Below are 17,245 nucleotides of genomic sequence, written 5' to 3'. Positions count from 1 at the left end.
CCCCGCCCCCAGGATTTGCGGACATGTCCAACCCCGAACAAGGCCAGCCTACCCCCTCCCCGACCCCGTCTTCGCCTGCGCCCGAGGGCACTCCGCCGCGGCGCACCGGCCGGCGCCGGCTGACCGCCGGCGTGCTGGTGCTGCTGCTCGCGGGGGGCGCCTGGTACTGGTACGCCCATCGCGGCCAGGCGCCGCAGGAGACGGCCGGGGCTGCAGGCGCGCAGCGGGGCGCCAGCGGCCCGGGCGCGCGGGGTGGCGCCGGCGGCCCCGGCATGCCGCGCTCGCCCGTGGTGGTCGCCACCGTGGCCAAGCGCGATATGGATGTGGTGCTCAACGGCCTGGGCAACGTGACCCCGGTGTCCAACGTCACCGTGCGCGCGCAGGTGTCCGGCCCGCTGCTCAAGGTGCTGTTCAAGGAAGGCCAGATGGTCAAGGCCGGCGACGTGCTGGCCGAGATCGACCCGCGCCCGTTCCAGGCGGCGCTGGACCAGGCCGTGGGCCAGCTCGCGCGCGACCAGGCACTGCTGCAGAATGCCAGGCTCGACCAGCAGCGCTACCGCACCCTGCTGGGCCAGGACTCGATCTCCAAGCAGCAGGTCGATACCCAGGACGCGCTGGTGCGCCAGTACGAGGGCGTGGTCAAGACCGACCAGGGCAATGTCGCCAACGCGCGCCTGCAGCTGGGCTATACCAGGATCGTCGCGCCGGTGTCGGGCCGCATCGGCCTGCGCCAGGTCGACCCCGGCAATATCGTCAATACCAGCGACACCAACGGCATCGCGCTGATCACGCAGATCCAGCCCATCGCCGTGATGTACACCATCCCCGAGGACAACCTGCCCTCGGTGCTGAAGAAGCTCAACGCCGGCGAAGAACTTCCGGTGCAGGCGTGGGACCGCCAGGTGCGCAATCAGCTCGGCGAAGGCACGCTGCTGACCACCGACAACCAGATCGACACCACCACCGGCACGGTCAAGCTCAAGGCGGTCTTCCCCAACGCCGACGGCATGCTGTTCCCCAACCAGTTCGTCAACGTGCGCACGCGCGTCGATACGCTCAGGGACGCCACCGTGATCCCCGTGGCGGCGATCCAGCGCGGCCAGCAGGGTACCTTCGTCTACATTGTGGATGACAGCAGCAAGGTCAAGGTGCAGGTGGTCACGCTGGGCCCGGGCGACGGCAGCCGCAATGCCGTGCTCAAGGGCCTGGAGCCCGGCCAGCGCGTGGTGGTGGACGGCGCCGACCGCCTCAAGGAAGGCATGACGGTGGAGGCCGTCGACCCGGCCGCGCGCGCCGCCGCGGTGGTGCCGGCCAGCCAGCCGCGCGGGCGCGGCCGCCGCAACCGGGACGGCGGCGGTGCCAGCGGCGCGCACGCCGACGCCAGCGGGGCCGCGGCCCCCGGCGCGGCCGGCGAACATCGCCGCCACCGCCAGGCCGGCGCCAGCGCCCCGCCCGCCGGCGGCGCGCAGCAGTAAGGACAGCGCATGTACCCCTCACGCCTCTTCATCGAGCGCCCGGTCGCCACGGCGCTGCTGATGCTGGCCATCTTGCTGTCCGGGCTGGTGGCGTACCGGCTGCTGCCGCTGTCGGCGCTGCCCGAGGTCGACTACCCGACCATCCAGGTCACTACGCTCTATCCTGGCGCCAGCCCGGACGTGATGACCTCGTCGGTGACCGCGCCGCTGGAGCGGCAGTTCGGCCAGATGCCGGGCCTGAAGCAGATGTCGTCGTCCTCGTCGGGCGGCGCTTCGGTGATCACGCTGCAGTTCGAGCTGACGCTGCCGCTGGACGTGGCCGAGCAGGAGGTGCAGGCCGCCATCAACGCCGGCAGCAACCTGCTGCCATCCGACCTGCCGATGCCGCCGGTCTACAGCAAGGTCAACCCGGCCGACGCGCCGATCATGACCATCGCCATGACCTCGGACACCATGCCGCTGCCCAGGCTGCAGGACATGGTCGACACGCGCGTGGCACAGAAGATCTCGCAGATCCAGGGCGTGGGCCTGGTCACCATCAGCGGCGGCCAGCGCCCCGCGGTGCGCATCCAGGCCAACCCGGCCGCGCTGGCTTCGCTGGGCATGTCGATCGACGACCTGCGCACCGCCATTGGCGCATCCAACGTCAACGGCGCCAAGGGCAGCTTCGACGGCCCCGCGCGCGCCTCCACCATCGACGCCAACGACCAGCTGCGCTCGGCCGACGAATACCGCCAGATCATCCTGGGCTACAGGAACGGCGCGCCGATCCGCATCACCGACGTGGCCGAGATCGTCGACGGCCCCGAGAACAGCCGCCTGGCCGCCTGGGCCAACGACAAGCCCGCGATCGTGCTGAATATCCAGCGCCAGCCCGGTGCCAACGTGATCGAAGTGGTGGACCGCATCAAGGCGCTGCTGCCGCAACTGCAGAATGCGCTGCCGGCCTCGGTCCACGTGCAGCTGCTGACCGACCGCACCACCACCATCCGCGCCTCGGTCGAGGACGTGCAGTTCGAGCTGCTGCTGGCGATCGCGCTGGTGGTGCTGGTGATCTTCCTGTTCCTGCGCAATATACCGGCCACCATCATCCCGGGCGTGGCGGTGCCGCTGTCGCTGGTGGGCACCTTCGGCGTGATGTACCTGGCCGGCTTCTCGATCAACAACCTGACGCTGATGGCACTGACGATTGCCACCGGCTTCGTGGTCGATGATGCGATCGTGATGATCGAGAACATCATGCGCTACATCGAGAAGGGCGATTCGCCGATGGCGGCGGCGCTCAAGGGCTCGAAACAAATCGGCTTCACCATCATCTCGCTGACCTTCTCGCTGGTGGCGGTGCTGATCCCGCTGCTGTTCATGGGCGACGTGGTCGGGCGCCTGTTCCGGGAATTCGCGATCACGCTGGCGGTGTCGATCCTGATCTCGGCAGTGGTATCGCTGACGCTCACGCCGATGATGTGCGCGCGCCTGCTGCACCATGTGCCGGAAGAGAAGCTGTCGCGCTTTCACCGCGCCAGCGGCCGCTTCTTCGACAACGTGATCGAGCGCTACGGCCGTGCGCTGGAGTGGGTGCTCGATCGTCAGAAAGCGACGCTGGTCGTGGCCGTGGCCACGCTGGTGCTGACCGGACTGCTGTATCTGCTGGTGCCAAAGGGCTTCTTCCCGGTGCAGGACACCGGCGTGATCCAGGGCATCACCGAGGCCGCCCAGACCACCTCGTTCGACGCCATGGCGCGCCGGCAGCAGGCCGTGGCCAAGGTGGTGATGCAGGACCCGGCAGTGGCAAGCCTGTCGTCGTTCATCGGCGTGGATGGCACCAACACCACGCTCAACGCCGGGCGCATGCTGATCAACCTCAAGCCCAAGGGCGAGCGCGACCCCATCGACGTGGTCACGCAGCGCCTGCAGCAGGCCGTGCACGAACTGGGCAGCGTGTCGCTGTACACGCAGCCGGTGCAGGACCTGACCATCGAGGACAAGGTCTCGCGCACGCAGTACCAGTTCACCGTCGAGGACCCCGATCCCGCCACGCTGGCCGCGTGGGTGCCGAAGCTGGTGGAACGCCTGCGCCAGGAACCCGAGTTGCGCGACGTCACCAGCGACCAGCAGAACAACGGCCTGCGCGCCTATGTCGATATCGACCGCGACGCCGCGGCGCGCTTCGGCATCACCACCGCGGTGATCGACAGCGCGCTGTACAGCGCCTTCGGCCAGCGGCTGGTGTCGACCATCTTCACGCAGTCGAGCCAGTACCGCGTGGTGCTGGAGACCATGCCGGAATTCCGCAAGAATCCGCAGTCGCTGGCCGACCTGCGCCTGCCCTCCTCTTCCGGCGGCCAGGTGCCGCTGGGCGCGTTCGCGCGCATCACCGAACGCACCGGCCCGCTGGTGATCAACCACCAGGGCCAGTTCCCGGCGGCGACGATCTCGTTCAACCTGGCGCCGGGCGAATCGCTGGGCGCCGCGGTCGACAAGATCACCAGGGTCGAGCAGGAGCTGGGCCTGCCGATCTCGATGCAGACCAGCTTCCAGGGCGCCGCGCTGGCCTTCCGCGCGTCGCTGTCGAACACGCTGTGGCTGATCCTGGCCGCGGTGGTGACGATGTATATCGTGCTGGGCGTGCTGTATGAAAGCACCATCCACCCGGTCACGATCCTGTCGACGCTGCCATCGGCGGGCGTCGGCGCGCTGCTGGCGCTGCTGTTGGCGGGGCAGGACCTGGGCATCATTGCGATCATCGGCATCATCCTGCTGATCGGCATCGTCAAGAAGAACGCGATCATGATGATCGACTTCGCGCTCGAGGCAGAGCGCGAGGGCGGCATGAAACCACGCGATGCGATCTTCCAGGCCTGCCTGCTGCGTTTCCGCCCGATCCTGATGACCACCATGGCGGCCCTGCTGGCGGCGCTGCCGCTGATGCTGGGTTCCGGCATCGGCAGCGAACTGCGCCGGCCGCTGGGCGTGACCATGGTGGGCGGCCTGCTGGTCAGCCAGGTGCTGACGCTGTTCACCACGCCGGTGATCTACCTGGCGTTCGACCGCGTGGCCACGCGCGTGAAAGGCTGGCGCAAGCGGCGCTTCGGTGATCCGGAGGAAGGCGGCACGGGCGAGGAGCCGGTGTAACGATGAATCTCTCGGCTGCCTTCATCCACCGCCCCGTCGCGACCGCGCTGCTGACGCTCGGCATCCTGCTGGCGGGGCTGGCCGCGCTGCGGCTGCTGCCGGTGTCGCCGCTGCCGCAGGTGGACTTCCCGACCATCTCGGTATCGGCGTCGCTGCCAGGCGCGAGTCCTGAAACGATGGCCGCCACCGTGGCGACGCCGCTCGAGCGCGCGCTCGGCACCATCGCCGGCGTGACCGAGATCACTTCGAGCAGTTCGCTCGGCTCCACCCGCGTGACGCTGCAGTTCGACCTGTCGCGCAATATCGACGGCGCCGCGCGCGACGTGCAGGCGGCCATCAACGCCTCGCGCGCGACACTGCCGACCAGCCTGCCCAACAACCCGACCTACCGCAAGGTCAACCCGGCCGATGCGCCGATCATGATCATCGCGCTGACCTCGCCGACCATGACGCGCGGGCAGCTGTACGACGCGGCCTCGACCATCCTGGCGCAGAAGCTGTCGCAGGTCGATGGCGTGGGCCAGGTCACCATCGGCGGGGCCTCGCTGCCGGCAGTGCGGGTCGAGCTGAACCCGACCGCGCTGAACAACTACGGCATCTCGCTGGAGGATGTGCGCAACACCATCAGCGCGACCAACGCCAACCGGCCGCTGGGCACGCTGGAGAACGCCGCCAGCAACTGGCAGGTCTACGCCAACGACCAGGCGATGAAGGCGGAAGACTACATGCCGCTGATCATCCGCTTTGCCACGCCGGGAACCTTCTCGTCGACGTCGGCGGGCGCGCTGATTGCCAGCACCGCCAACGCCGCCGCCAGCGGCGGCGTCAGCACCAAGGTGGTCAACGGCGTGACCGTGACCACGCTGACCACCAGCAGCGGCACCACCACCATCACCAGCGGCGCCACCGGAGGCACCAGTGCCACCAGCGGCCCCAACTCGTTCGCGGTGCCGGTGCGGCTGCGCGACGTGGCCAATGTGGTCGACTCGGTGCAGGACATCCGCAACGCCGGCTCGGCCAACGGCAAGCCGTCGGTGCTGCTGGTGCTGAACCGCTCGCCCGGCGCCAACATCATCGAGACCGTCGACCGCGTCAACGAGATGCTGCCGCAGCTGCAAAAGATGATCCCCGCGGCAATCTCGATGGACGTGATGATGGACCGCACGCCCACCATCCGCGCCTCGCTGCGCGAGGTCGAGAACACGCTGATGATCTCGGTGGCGCTGGTGATCATGGTGGTGTTCGTGTTCCTGCGCAATGTGCGCGCCACCCTTATCCCCAGCGTGGCGGTGCCGGTGTCGCTGATCGGCACGTTCTCGGTGATGTACCTGGCCGGGTTCTCGCTGAACAACCTGTCGCTGATGGCGCTGACTATCGCCACCGGCTTTGTGGTCGACGATGCCATCGTGGTGCTGGAGAACATCTCGCGCCACATCGAGGAAGGCATGAAGCCGCTTGCCGCGGCACTGCGCGGGGCGCGCGAAGTGGGTTTCACGGTGCTGTCGATGAGCCTGTCGCTGATCGCGGTATTCATCCCGCTGCTGATGATGGGCGGCATCGTCGGCCGGCTGTTCCAGGAATTCGCGATCACGCTGTCGGTGGCGATCCTGGTGTCGCTGGTGGTGTCGCTGACCACCACGCCGATGATGTGCGCACGGATGCTGCGCCCGCCCGAGCCGGAGAAGCAGGGCCGCTTCTTCCGTGCCACCGAGCGCATGTTCCAGTGGCTGCACGACGGCTATGCGCGCTCGCTGTCCACGGCGCTGCGCCTGAGTCCGCTGGTGTGGCTGGTGCTGATCGCCACCATCGCACTCAACGTGTACCTGTACGTGATCGTTCCCAAGGGCTTCTTCCCACAGCAGGACACGGGCCGGCTGATCGGCTTTATCCGCGCCGACCAGGCCACCTCGTTCCAGGCCATGCGCGGCAAGCTCGACAATTTCATCAAGATCGTCCAGTCCGACCCCGCCGTGGTCAACGTGACCGGCTTTACCGGCGGTTCCCAGCGCAATACCGGGCAGATGTTCGTCACGCTCAAGCCGCTGTCGGAGCGCAACGAATCGGCCGACGCCATCATCGCGCGGCTGCGCGGCAAGCTGTCCAAGGAGCCGGGCGCGAGCCTGTTCCTGCAGTCGGTGCAGGATATCCGCATCGGCGGGCGGCAGAGCAGCTCGCAGTACCAGTTCACGCTGCAGTCGGACGACCTGGAAGTGCTGCGCGCGTGGGAGCCCAAGGTGCGCGCCGCGTTGTCGAACCTGAAGGGGCTGGAGGATATCGACACCGATACCAACGACAAGGGCCTGCAGACCTCGGTGATCATCGACCGCGACGCGGCCTCGCGCCTGGGCGTGACCGCGCAGCAGGTGGATGCGGTGCTCAACGATGCCTTCGGCCAGCGGCTGGTGTCCACCATCTACCATCCGCTGAACCAGTACCGCGTGGTGATGGAGCTGAGCCAGGAATACCTGCAAGGGCCCGATGCGCTCAAGGACATCTACGTGGTCACCGGCAACGGCAACCGCGTGCCGCTGGCGGCGTTCGCGCGCGTGACCCCGTCCAGCACGCCGCTGGGCGTGAACCACCAGGGCCAGTTCGCGGCCTCGACGATCTCGTTCAACCTGGCCGAGGGCACTTCGCTGTCGCAGGCGACCGACGCGATCACGCGCGAGATGGCGCGCATCGGCGTGCCGGAGACGCTGCGCGCCAACTTCCAGGGCGGCGCCAAGGCGTTCCAGGATTCGCTCAAGAGTCAGCCGATCCTGATCCTGGCGGCGCTGATCACGATCTACATCGTGCTGGGCGTGCTGTATGAAAGCTATGTGCATCCGCTGACGATCCTGTCGACGCTGCCCTCCGCCGGCGTGGGCGCGCTGCTGGCGCTGCTGGCATCGAAGACCGACTTCAGCATCATCGCGCTGATCGGCGTGATCCTGCTGATCGGCATCGTGAAAAAGAACGCGATCATGATGATCGACTTCGCCATCGATGCCGAACGGCGCGACGGCCTGTCGCCGCGCGACGCGATCTACCGCGCCTGCCTGCTGCGCTTCCGCCCGATCCTGATGACCACCATGGCCGCGCTGCTGGGCGCGGTGCCGCTGGCAATCGGCCGCGGCGACGGCGCCGAACTGCGCGCGCCGCTGGGCATCTCCATTGTCGGCGGGCTGGTGGTAAGCCAGCTGCTGACGCTGTACACCACGCCGGTGGTCTACCTGACGCTGGACCGCTGGCGCCTGAAGGTCAAGGCCTGGCGCCAGCGCCGCCGTGGTGCCGGCACGCCTGACCAGCCGGCCGCCGTCTAGATTTGCGAAGACTCGACATGACAGTTCTTTCCCGCCTCCTGACCCATGCCCTGCCGGTGTCGCTGGCCTGCGCGCTGCTGCTGGCCGGCTGCGCCGTCGGCCCCGACTACCAGCGCCCCGACGCGCCGGTTTCCGCATCCTTCAAGGAAGCCGATGCCGCCACCCCCGCCTGGACCGGCGACTGGAAGCCCGCCGAGCCGCAGGATGCGCTGGCACGCGCCGACTGGTGGACCGTGTTCGGCGATGCGCAGCTCGACGCGCTGATGTCCGAGGTGCAGATCTCGAACCAGAACATCAAGGCCGCCGAGGCGCAGTACCGCCAGGCGGTGGCGTCGCTGCAGGCCGCGCGCGCCGGCTTCTTCCCGACCGTCGACGCACAGGCCGGCGCCTCGCGCGCGCGCGGCGCCAGCGGCAGCACGCTCAACGGGCAGAGCGCGACCCTGGGCGCAACCTGGGAAATCGACGTCTGGGGCCGCGTGCGGCGCCAGGTGGAAAGCAGCGAGGCCAGCGCGCAAGCCAGCCAGGCCGACCTGGCCTCGACGCTGCTGTCGACGCAGGCAACGCTGGCGCAGAGCTACTTCCTGCTGCGCGTGGCCGATGCGCAGAAGGCCCTGCTGGACCGCACCGTGGCCGACTACCAGAAGTCGCTGCAGCTGGTGCAGAACCAGTATGCGGCGGGCACCGCGCAGCGCTCGGACGTGCTGCAGTCCGAGACCCAGCTCAAGAGCGCGCAGGCGCAGCAGATCGACATCCAGATCACGCGCGCGCAGCTGGAGCACGCCATCGCGGTGCTGGTGGGCAAGCCGCCCGCGGCGCTGACGCTGGCCGCCGACGACTTCCGCACCGCGCTGCCGCGCGTGCCGGCCGCGGTGCCGTCGCAACTGCTGGAACGCCGCCCAGACATCGGCGCGGCCGAGCGCCGCATGGCCTCGGCCAATGCGCAGATCGGCGTGGCGCAGGCGGCCTACTATCCGACCCTGTCGCTGTCGGCCAGCGGCGGCCTGACCGCCAGCACGCTGGCGCGCTGGATGTCGCTGCCGGACCGGATCTGGTCGATCGGCGGCGGCCTGGCCGGCACGCTGTTCGACGGCGGGCTGCGCAGCGCGGCCAAGGCGCAGGCGGTGGCGGCCTACGACCAGACCGTGGCCAACTACCGCCAGACCGTGCTGGGCGCGTTCCAGGAAGTCGAGGACAACCTCGCCGCGCAACGGCTGCTGGAACAGGAAGCGGTGGTGCAGAACGACGCGCTGCGCTCGGCGCGCGAGGCGCTGGTGCTGGTGAACAACCGCTACCGCGCCGGCACCGCTGGCCTGCTCGACGTGCTGACGGCGCAGACCAGCGCCTATACCGCCGAGCGCACCGCGCTGTCGATCGCCGGCCGCCAGTACACGGCGGCGGTGGTACTGATCAAGGCGCTGGGCGGCGGCTGGCATGCGCCCGGTGCGGAGGCTGCGCCGGCACAGGCCGGTTCGAACCAGGCCGTCAGCCAGCGCTAGCCGCAGGCGCGCGCGGCAGCGGCTGTTGGCAGATGCGCTCGCGCAGCCAGGTGGCAGCCTTGCCCAGCGGCCGCTGCTTGTGCCAGACCAGCTCCATCGCCACCGGCCAGTCCTGCTGCTGGAATGCCAGCGGCGGCGTCACCAGCCGCGCCGCGGCCGGCGAATTGGCCACCACGTGCCACGGCACGAAGGCCCAGCCCAGCCCGCGCTTGACCAGCTCCACGATCACCCACTGGCTTTCCACCCACCACACGTCCGCGGCCACGCGCAGGCGCATCTTCTCTTCGCTGTCTGAGCGGGTGGCGACCATCAGCTGGCGATAGCGCTTCAGTTCCTCCCAGTCCACACGCTGGCCGGCCAGCGGATGCTCGGGCGCGCACAGGATCTGCATCGGCACCCAGCCCAGCGCATGGAAGCCCAGCGCCGGTGGCAGCACCTCCTGCCGCCACATGATGCCGAGGTCGGCGCCGCCCTCCAGGACCAGCCGGCTGACGTCCTCCATCAGCGGAAACAGCAACTCAAGCTCCACCGCCGGGAAGCGGCTGGAGAACTCTTCCAGCAGCATGCCCAGCGTCTCTTCCGGATAGAGCTCGTCCACCGCCAGCACCAGCCGCGTCTCCACGCCCTCGCCCAGGCTCTTGGCCACGCCGCGGAAGTGCTCGCAGCGCTCCAGGATCACGCGCGCCTCGGCCAGCAGCCGCTCGCCCGCGGGGGTCAGTACCGGGTAACGGGCGGAGCGGTCGAACAGCGCGTTGCCGGCGTCGATTTCCAGGTTGGACACCGCCGCGCTGACCACCGACTGCGCCTTGCCCAGCCGGCGCGCGGCGGCCGAGAACGAACCGGTGTCAGCCGCCGCGACGAATGCCTGCAATTGCTCGATGGAGAGGCTCATAAATAACTTTCCATGCTTATCTATCTGTTTTACAGATAGTATCCAACTTGGCAATCCCTACCCAGCAGATAGACTAGCTCCCATCGCGTTTGACACGCAAGGAGAACAACGATGCGCAAGACCTGGGACCGGATTCGCCACGCCGTCGGCTTCGAGGTGGTCGGCCTGCTGATTTTCGCGCCGCTGGCCAGCTGGGCCTTCGGCTATGAACTGCACGAGATGGGCGTGATCGGAGCGGTCGCCTCGCTGATCGCCACCGGCTGGAACTACCTGTACAACGTGCTGTTCGACAAGGGCATGCTGCGTTTCACCGGCCAGCTGCGCAAGTCGGTGCCGGTGCGCGTGCTGCACGCCGTGCTGTTCGAGCTGGGCCTGCTGGTGGTGTTCCTGCCGTCGGTGGCCTGGTACCTGGACATCAGCCTGGTCGATGCGCTCATCATGGACCTCGCCGTGGCCGGCTTCTACATGGTCTACGCGCTGGTGTACAACTGGCTGTACGACATCGTCTTCCCGGTGCCTTCACTGCAGGCACAAGCCAAGCCGGAAGGCGCCGCGCTCGGCTGAGCGCGGGTTTTTCCCGACCCCGGAGGCGTCACTCCGGGGTCTTCCCCATCTTGTCGCATCCGGTCGAATTGTTATACTCCATAACAAATCCAATTCGACCGGAGGCAGCGCGCCCGCGCTTGCGTACCGGCGCATCCTGCACGCGGGGGAGACACCATGAAGATCGCAATCGCCGGTGGCGGCATCGGCGGACTGACGCTGGCGCTGCTATGCCACCGCCACGGCATCGAGGCCGAGGTCTGGGAGGCCAGCGAAACGCTGCGCCCGCTGGGCGTGGGCATCAACCTGCTGCCGCACGCCGTGCGTATCCTGTCCGAGCTGGGACTGCGCGACGCGCTGGCGGATATCGCCATCGAGACCTCGTCGCTCTCGTACTACAACAAGCGCGGCCAGCGCATCTGGCATGAGCCGCGCGGGCTGGCGGCCGGCTACGACTGGCCGCAATTCTCGATCCATCGCGGCGAATTCCAGATGCTGTTGCACCGTACCGTGGTGGAGCGCCTGGGCGCCGGCGCCGTGCATACCGGCCATAGCTTCGAGACCGTGCTGGACACCGGCGCGGGCGGACAGGCGCGCTTTGGCCTGCGCCGCCGCAGCGACAATGCCGAGGTCGAGGCCAGCGCCGATGTGCTGGTCGGCGCCGACGGCATCCACTCGGCGGTGCGCCGCCATTTCTACCCCACCGGCGACCTGCCGCGCTTTTCGCGCCGCCTGCTGTGGCGTGCGGTCACCGAGGCGTCGCCCTACCTGGACGGCTGCTCGATGTTCATGGCCGGGCACCAGGACCAGAAGTTCGTGGCCTATCCGATCTCGGAACCGCTGCGCCGCCAGGGCCGCTCGCTGGTCAACTGGATCGCCGAGCTGCGCGTGCCCGACAGCGTGCCCGACACCCCGCCGCGCAGCGACTGGAACAAGCAGGTCGACAAATCCGTGTTCTGCGCCGCGTTTGCCGACTGGCGGTGGGACTGGATCGACATCCCCGCGCTGATCGACGGTGCCGAGGCGATCTACGAATTCCCGATGGTCGACAAGGACCCGCTGCCGCGCTGGACCTTCGACCGCGTCACGCTGCTGGGCGACGCCGCGCACCCGATGTACCCGATCGGCTCGAACGGCAGCGCCCAGGCGATCCTGGACGCGCGCTACCTGCTCGACAGCCTGCTCGGCACGCCCGACACCGGCTACGGGCTGCGCGAATACGAGGCCGAGCGCCTGCCGCGCACCGCCGGAATCGTGCTGCGCAACCGCATGAACGGGCCCGAGCAGGTGATGCAGCTGGCCGAGGAACGCGCGCCGCAGGGCTTTGCCGACATCGACCAGGTGATCCCGCGCGCGGAACTGGAGGCGATCTCGCTGCGGTACAAGCAGCTGGCGGGATTCGACCGGCAGTCGATGCAGGGCAGGCGGTAGGATCCGGCAGGTTTGACAATGCAGAACAAGACCATCGAGAGAGGAGACACCATGGCGCCCCTGACCACCACCAAGCTGGCCCGCCTCGCACTGGCCGCGGCCCTCGCCTTCAGCGCCGGCAGTGCGCTGGCCGACATCACCGTCGGCGTCAGCCTGTCCACCACCGGCCCGTCGGCGTCGCTGGGTATCCCGCAGAAGAACTCGCTGGCCTACCTGCCGCAGAAGATCGGCGGCGAGGCGGTACGCTACATCGTGCTGGACGATGCCTCGGACCCCACCCAGGGCGCCAAGGTGGCGCGCCGCTTTGTCTCCGAGGACAAGGTCGACATCATCCTGGGCTCGTCCGCGGTGGCGCCGTCGATCGCCATTGCCGAGGTGGCCGATGAGGCCCAGACCGTGCAGCTGGCGTTCTCGCCGATCGAACTCAAGCCCGGGCGCGGTGCCTGGACCTTCCGGCTGGCGCAGCCGGTGCGGCTGATGGCCAATGCCGTGGCCGCCACCGCCAAGACCAACGGCGTCAAGACCATCGGCTTTATCGGCTTTGCCGATGCCTACGGCGAGACCTGGCTGAAGGACTTCACCGCCGCCGCCAGCGCCAACGGCATCCGCCTGATCGCCACCGAGCGCTACGGCCGCGCCGATACCAGCGTGACCGCGCAGGCCATCAAGCTGATTGCCGCCAAACCCGACGCCATTTTGATCGCCGGCGCCGGCACCGGCGCCGCGCTGCCGCACACCACGCTGCGCGAGCGCGGCTACGGCGGCACCATCTACCACACCCATGGCGCGGCCACCAAGGACCTGATCCGCATCGGCGGGCGCATGGTCAATGGCGCGATCCTGCCGGCCGGGCCGGTGATCGTGCCGGAGCAGTTGCCCGCGGGCGACCCGGTGCGCAAGCCGGGGCTGGACTACGTCACCCGCTATGAGAAGCAATACGGGGCCGACAGCCGCACGCAGTTCGGCGCCCACGCCTACGACGCCGGGCTGGTGCTGGAGCGCATCGTGCCGGTGGCGCTCAGGCACGCCAGGCCGGGAACGCCGGCATTCCGCCAGGCGCTGCGGCAGGCACTGGAGACCGAGCGCGACATCGTGGTCTCGCACGGCGTGCTGAATTACAGTGGGCAAGACCACTATGGCTTCGACCAGCGCGGGCGGGTTATGCTGACCATCGACAACGGCAACTGGAAACTGCTGAAATGAATCCCGACGCATCCGGCACACCGCCCGCCGCACCCCCGCGCCCGCGCAGCACCACCGCCGCGTCCGCGCGGCGTAAGGCGCGAGACCCGCTTGCGCCGGATCCGGCCGCAAGCGGCGGTGCCGATGCCGGTTTCGACCCGCATGTGCCGAACATCGACTATGGCGTGCTCGACAATCTGATCGGCTACGCCATCCGCCGCGCGCAGATCCGCATCTATGAAGATTTCGTGCTGTCGCTGGCGCAATGGCAGATCACGCCGCCGCGCTTTTCGGCGCTGATCATCATCTCGCGCAACCCGCACCTGAAGCTGACCGAACTGGCGCAGATCCTCGGCATCGCGCGCTCGGGGGCGGTGCTGCTGGTCGACGCGCTGGAAGAGATGAACCTGGTGGCACGCCGCCCGGCAGCCGGCGATCGCCGCGCCTACAGCCTGGTGCTGACGGCAGCCGGCCGCCGCACGCTGGAAGCCGCCACGCAGGCGGTGGTGGCGCACGACGCGCACGTCGGCTCGGCGCTGAGCGAGGCCGAGCAGGCCACGCTGAAGTCGCTGCTGGCTCGGCTGGCGCCGCCGCGCGCCGGCTGAGGGCAGTCGGCAAGACTGTCATCCGCCGGCCTGCGGCCATGCGTTAACATGGCCGCCATGCCAAGAACAATCGCCGCGCCTACTGCATTGCGACCCGGCACCCTGCTGCGCCGCCTGTCGCCACTGCTCTCGCCCATCCTTGCCGCCGTGCTGCTGGCCGGCGGTCCCGCGCTCACCCCGGCGCAAGCCAAGGCGCCCGCCAAGACGGTCAAGGCGGCAAAAGCGGCGAAGGCCGCCACCGCCGCAAAAACCGCTGCCGATCCCGCACTGGTGAACGCCGGCGTGCCGGCCCCGGTGGCCGCGGCGCTGCGCCGAGCCGGCGTGCCGGCGTCGGCCGCCAGCTTCTACGTGGTCAGGCTGGGCGCGGGCACCGCCCGCGCCAGCTGGAATGCGCAGCAGCCGATGAACCCGGCCTCGACCATGAAACTGGTCACCACCTTTGCCGGGCTGCAGCTGCTGGGGCCCGACTACCGCTGGCAGACCTCGCTCTATGCCGACGCCCAGCCCGGCTTCGACGGCACCGTCAACGGCAACGTCTACCTGCGCGGCCACGGCGATCCCAAGCTGGTGCCCGAGGAAATGGCCAAGCTGGTGGCGAAGGCGCGCGCCGGGGGCGCTACCGGCATCAACGGCGACCTGGTGCTGGACCGCAGCTACTTTGCCGATGGCCTGGACGGCAACGGTACCATCGACGGCGAAGTGCAGCGCGCCTACAACGTCGGCCCCGATGCACTGCTGTATGCGTTCAAGACGCTGTCATTCACGCTGACGCCGGACCCGGCCAGCCAGACCGTGGCAGTCAGCGTCACGCCCGAGCTGGCGCAGCTCAAGCTGGACAACCGGCTCACGCTGACCAACGGCCGCTGCGGCGACTGGCAGTCCAGCGCCAGCCCGAGCGTGCTGCCGCAGGCGGACGGCACCGTGCTGGCGTCGTTCTCGGGCGACTATGCCAGCGACTGCGGCGAGCACGTGCTCAATATCGCCACGCTGTCGCATGCGGAGTTCACATGGGGCGGCTTCGTCGCCGAATGGCAGCGCGCCGGCGGGCGCTTTGCCCATATGCCCGCGCTGCGCAGCGGCAAGGTGCCGCGCGGCGCGGTGCTGCTGGCGCGCCACTACGGCCTGCCGCTGGCAGACATCGTGCGCGACATCAACAAGTTCTCGAACAACGTGATGGCACGCCAGCTGTTCCTGACCATCGGCGCAGAAATGGACCGCGGCGGCCCGGCCAGCACCGGGCGCTCGATCCGCGTGGTGCAGCGCTGGCTGGCGCGCCAGGGGCTGGACATGCCCGGCCTGGTGCTGGACAACGGCTCGGGCCTGTCGCGCGAGGAACGCATCAGCGCCTATGACATGGCGCGCCTGCTGCAGCAGGCCGCGGCCAGCAACGTGGGGCCGGTGCTGATCGATTCGCTGCCGGTGCTGGGCGTCGACGGCACGCTGCGCAACCGCCTGACGCGCGCCAACGCGGCCGGCAACGGCTACCTGAAGACCGGCACGCTGGCCGACGTGCGCGCGCTGGCCGGCTATGTGGATGCTGCCGACGGCGGCCGCTACGTGGTGGTCAGCATGATCAACCACCCCAATGCCGCGCAGGCGCTGGAAGCACACGACGCCTTGCTGCAATGGGTGTACCGCGGCGCACCCTGAGGCCGCGGCGCGGCGCCGTGGCCTGGCGCCAACGCCGCGGCCGCATTTTGTTAAGCGGACGCTTACCAGCGTCCGATCCGCCCCTATAATGCCAGGGTGCCGGCCGCGTCCTGCGGCGGCAGCCTTCCGGGCCGGCCCTCGGCCCCGGGCCTGCATTGCCCCCTCGCCCTCTGACATGACTTCCCGACAACCCCCGGTGTGGTTGCGCCTCTGGCATCGCTTCGCACCCGCCGAACGCGCCGGCTTTATCGACGGCGCGCGCTACTTTGCCCCGTCCCTGCCCGCGGTCTTCTCCTGGGGCCTGGTGACCGGCGTGGCAATGAGCAAATCCGTAATGACCGTGCCCGAAGCCATCGGCATGTCGCTGCTGGTCTATGCCGGCTCGGCGCAACTGGCCGTGCTGCCGCTGTTCGCCGCGGGCCTGCCGCTGTGGACCATCTGGCTGACTGCGGCCGTGGTCAACCTGCGCTTTGTGATCTTCAGCGCCGGCATGCAGCCGCACTTCAGCTACATGCCGCTATGGCGGCGCACCATCCTGGGCTCGTTCAACGGCGACCTGCACTTCGTCTACTTCCTGCAGAAGTACAGCACGCCCGGCTACGAGCCCGGCAAGGAAGGCTACTTCTGGGGCATGGCGCTGACCAACTTCTGCATGTGGCAGCTGTCGTCGATCATCGGCATCGTGCTGGCCAGTCTGTTCCCCGACAGCTGGGGCCTGGGGCTGGCCGGCACCATGGCGCTGATCCCGGTGATGATCGCCACCATCAACTCGCGCTCGACGCTGCTGGCAGTGGTGGTGTCGGCGGTGCTGGCGCTGCTTTGCTTCGATTTGCCGTACCGTCTCAGCCTGGTGGTGGCAGTGGTGGGCGCGATTGCCGCCGGCATGGCCAGCGACGACCTGGCCGCGCGCGCGGCACTGCGCGGCATCCGCCGGCGCAAGCCCAAGGCCCCCGAGGTCACCAACGCCGCCGCGCCGGAAACGCCGCCGGGAGACCGCGCATGAGCCATCTTGAAATCTGGATTGCCATCCTTGGCATGGCGGTCGTCACCATCGTCACGCGCGCGCTGTTCCTGATGGCCGGCGAGCATGTCACCGTGCCCGACCGCATCGCGCGGGCGCTGCGCTATGCACCGGCCGCGGCGCTGGCGGCGATCATCCTGCCGGACCTGATGACCTGGCAGGGGCATTTCACGGTGGCGTTCTCCAACGACAAGCTGATGGCGGGGATTGCGGCCACGCTGTTCTACCTGCTGACGCGGAAGATGGTGGGGATGATCGTGGTGGGGATGGCGGTGTATACGGCGCTGAGGCTGCTGGGCGGCTGAATTGGCGGCATCGTGCTTGGCACACGCCGGCCCTCTCCCTGGCTCCTCTCCCGCACGCGGGAGAGGGGAGCAAACCGGCAGGTTATTTGCACCGCATGAGTCAGGAACCACCGCCTGTGTGCTCCCTCTCCCGCTTTGCGGGAGAGGGTTGGGGAGAGGGCCGGAGCTTCAACGAAGTAAAGCCCCCAGGCAAGCCACCGCCCCCTATCCC

Annotated in this window: 12 protein-coding genes; 11 read left to right on the top strand and 1 reads right to left on the bottom strand. The window is 68.8% G+C overall.

All coding sequences use genetic code 11. From position 1 onward, the window contains the following. Positions 1 to 23: 23 nt before the first annotated feature. The 4 genes from AC3WRR_RS35335 to AC3WRR_RS35320 are packed head-to-tail and all read left to right on the top strand — an operon-like array spanning position 24 to position 9,405. Positions 24 to 1,475 carry an MdtA/MuxA family multidrug efflux RND transporter periplasmic adaptor subunit gene (locus AC3WRR_RS35335; RefSeq protein ID WP_492299512.1) on the top strand — a complete coding sequence of 484 codons (1,452 nt, stop codon included), beginning with the start codon at positions 24 to 26 and terminating at the stop codon, positions 1,473 to 1,475. Positions 1,476 to 1,484: 9 nt separating this feature from the next. After that, positions 1,485 to 4,607, top strand: coding sequence for an MdtB/MuxB family multidrug efflux RND transporter permease subunit (locus AC3WRR_RS35330; protein ID WP_492299510.1), 3,123 nt, complete (start codon positions 1,485 to 1,487; stop codon positions 4,605 to 4,607). Positions 4,608 to 4,609: 2 nt separating this feature from the next. After that, on the top strand, positions 4,610 to 7,909 hold the full coding sequence (locus AC3WRR_RS35325) for an efflux RND transporter permease subunit (RefSeq protein WP_454749315.1): 3,300 nt from the start codon (positions 4,610 to 4,612) through the stop codon (positions 7,907 to 7,909). Positions 7,910 to 7,926: 17 nt separating this feature from the next. Then, a complete protein-coding gene (locus AC3WRR_RS35320; RefSeq protein ID WP_454749316.1) occupies positions 7,927 to 9,405 on the top strand; it encodes an efflux transporter outer membrane subunit in 1,479 nt (492 codons plus the stop codon). Here AC3WRR_RS35320 and AC3WRR_RS35315 read toward each other — a convergent pair. After that, positions 9,392 to 10,297, bottom strand: a complete 906-nt coding sequence (locus AC3WRR_RS35315) for a LysR family transcriptional regulator (protein WP_010812185.1) — start codon at positions 10,295 to 10,297, stop codon at positions 9,392 to 9,394. The genes AC3WRR_RS35320 and AC3WRR_RS35315 overlap by 14 nt on opposite strands. A 111-nt stretch (positions 10,298 to 10,408) precedes the next feature. On the opposite strand from AC3WRR_RS35315, the gene AC3WRR_RS35310 reads away from it, so the two are divergent. From AC3WRR_RS35310 to AC3WRR_RS35280, 7 genes are all read left to right on the top strand, one after another. Beyond that, positions 10,409 to 10,861, top strand: coding sequence for a PACE efflux transporter (locus tag AC3WRR_RS35310; protein ID WP_010812186.1), 453 nt, complete (start codon positions 10,409 to 10,411; stop codon positions 10,859 to 10,861). Between the two features lie 156 nt (positions 10,862 to 11,017). Next, positions 11,018 to 12,271, top strand: coding sequence for a flavin-dependent oxidoreductase (locus AC3WRR_RS35305; protein ID WP_492299508.1), 1,254 nt, complete (start codon positions 11,018 to 11,020; stop codon positions 12,269 to 12,271). A gap of 51 nt (positions 12,272 to 12,322) precedes the next feature. Next, complete coding sequence (locus AC3WRR_RS35300) at positions 12,323 to 13,474, top strand: ABC transporter substrate-binding protein (protein ID WP_010812188.1); 1,152 nt, start codon at positions 12,323 to 12,325, stop codon at positions 13,472 to 13,474. Then, positions 13,471 to 14,058, top strand: coding sequence for a MarR family winged helix-turn-helix transcriptional regulator (locus AC3WRR_RS35295; protein ID WP_010812189.1), 588 nt, complete (start codon positions 13,471 to 13,473; stop codon positions 14,056 to 14,058). Before AC3WRR_RS35300 ends, AC3WRR_RS35295 begins: the two co-directional genes overlap by 4 nt. A gap of 48 nt (positions 14,059 to 14,106) precedes the next feature. Next, positions 14,107 to 15,708, top strand: coding sequence for a D-alanyl-D-alanine carboxypeptidase/D-alanyl-D-alanine endopeptidase (gene dacB / locus AC3WRR_RS35290; protein ID WP_492299506.1), 1,602 nt, complete (start codon positions 14,107 to 14,109; stop codon positions 15,706 to 15,708). Between the two features lie 175 nt (positions 15,709 to 15,883). After that, the gene (locus tag AC3WRR_RS35285; RefSeq protein WP_041687155.1) at positions 15,884 to 16,711 is read left to right on the top strand and encodes an AzlC family ABC transporter permease; all 828 of its coding nucleotides are present in this window, start codon (positions 15,884 to 15,886) and stop codon (positions 16,709 to 16,711) included. Next, positions 16,708 to 17,034, top strand: coding sequence for an AzlD domain-containing protein (locus tag AC3WRR_RS35280; RefSeq protein ID WP_011614584.1), 327 nt, complete (start codon positions 16,708 to 16,710; stop codon positions 17,032 to 17,034). Before AC3WRR_RS35285 ends, AC3WRR_RS35280 begins: the two co-directional genes overlap by 4 nt. Positions 17,035 to 17,245 lie beyond the last annotated feature (211 nt).

Source organism: Cupriavidus sp. FW305-3-2-15-C-LB2, assembly GCF_058787575.1.
The sequence above is the reverse complement of the archived record's forward strand: the minus strand, read 5'-3'. Positions and strand labels throughout refer to the sequence as shown.

Excerpts from the sequence above, each read along its gene's own strand:
- AC3WRR_RS35320 (WP_454749316.1), top strand. The coding sequence starts at position 7,927 with ATGACAGTTCTTTCCCGCCTCCTGACCCATGCCCTGCCGGTGTCGCTG.
- AC3WRR_RS35315 (WP_010812185.1), bottom strand. The coding sequence starts at position 10,297 with ATGAGCCTCTCCATCGAGCAATTGCAGGCATTCGTCGCGGCGGCTGAC.
- AC3WRR_RS35330 (WP_492299510.1), top strand. The coding sequence starts at position 1,485 with ATGTACCCCTCACGCCTCTTCATCGAGCGCCCGGTCGCCACGGCGCTG.
- AC3WRR_RS35300 (WP_010812188.1), top strand. The coding sequence starts at position 12,323 with ATGGCGCCCCTGACCACCACCAAGCTGGCCCGCCTCGCACTGGCCGCG.
- AC3WRR_RS35335 (WP_492299512.1), top strand. The coding sequence starts at position 24 with ATGTCCAACCCCGAACAAGGCCAGCCTACCCCCTCCCCGACCCCGTCT.
- AC3WRR_RS35280 (WP_011614584.1), top strand. The coding sequence starts at position 16,708 with ATGAGCCATCTTGAAATCTGGATTGCCATCCTTGGCATGGCGGTCGTC.
- AC3WRR_RS35310 (WP_010812186.1), top strand. The coding sequence starts at position 10,409 with ATGCGCAAGACCTGGGACCGGATTCGCCACGCCGTCGGCTTCGAGGTG.
- AC3WRR_RS35285 (WP_041687155.1), top strand. The coding sequence starts at position 15,884 with ATGACTTCCCGACAACCCCCGGTGTGGTTGCGCCTCTGGCATCGCTTC.
- dacB (WP_492299506.1), top strand. The coding sequence starts at position 14,107 with ATGGCCGCCATGCCAAGAACAATCGCCGCGCCTACTGCATTGCGACCC.
- AC3WRR_RS35295 (WP_010812189.1), top strand. The coding sequence starts at position 13,471 with ATGAATCCCGACGCATCCGGCACACCGCCCGCCGCACCCCCGCGCCCG.
- AC3WRR_RS35325 (WP_454749315.1), top strand. The coding sequence starts at position 4,610 with ATGAATCTCTCGGCTGCCTTCATCCACCGCCCCGTCGCGACCGCGCTG.
- AC3WRR_RS35305 (WP_492299508.1), top strand. The coding sequence starts at position 11,018 with ATGAAGATCGCAATCGCCGGTGGCGGCATCGGCGGACTGACGCTGGCG.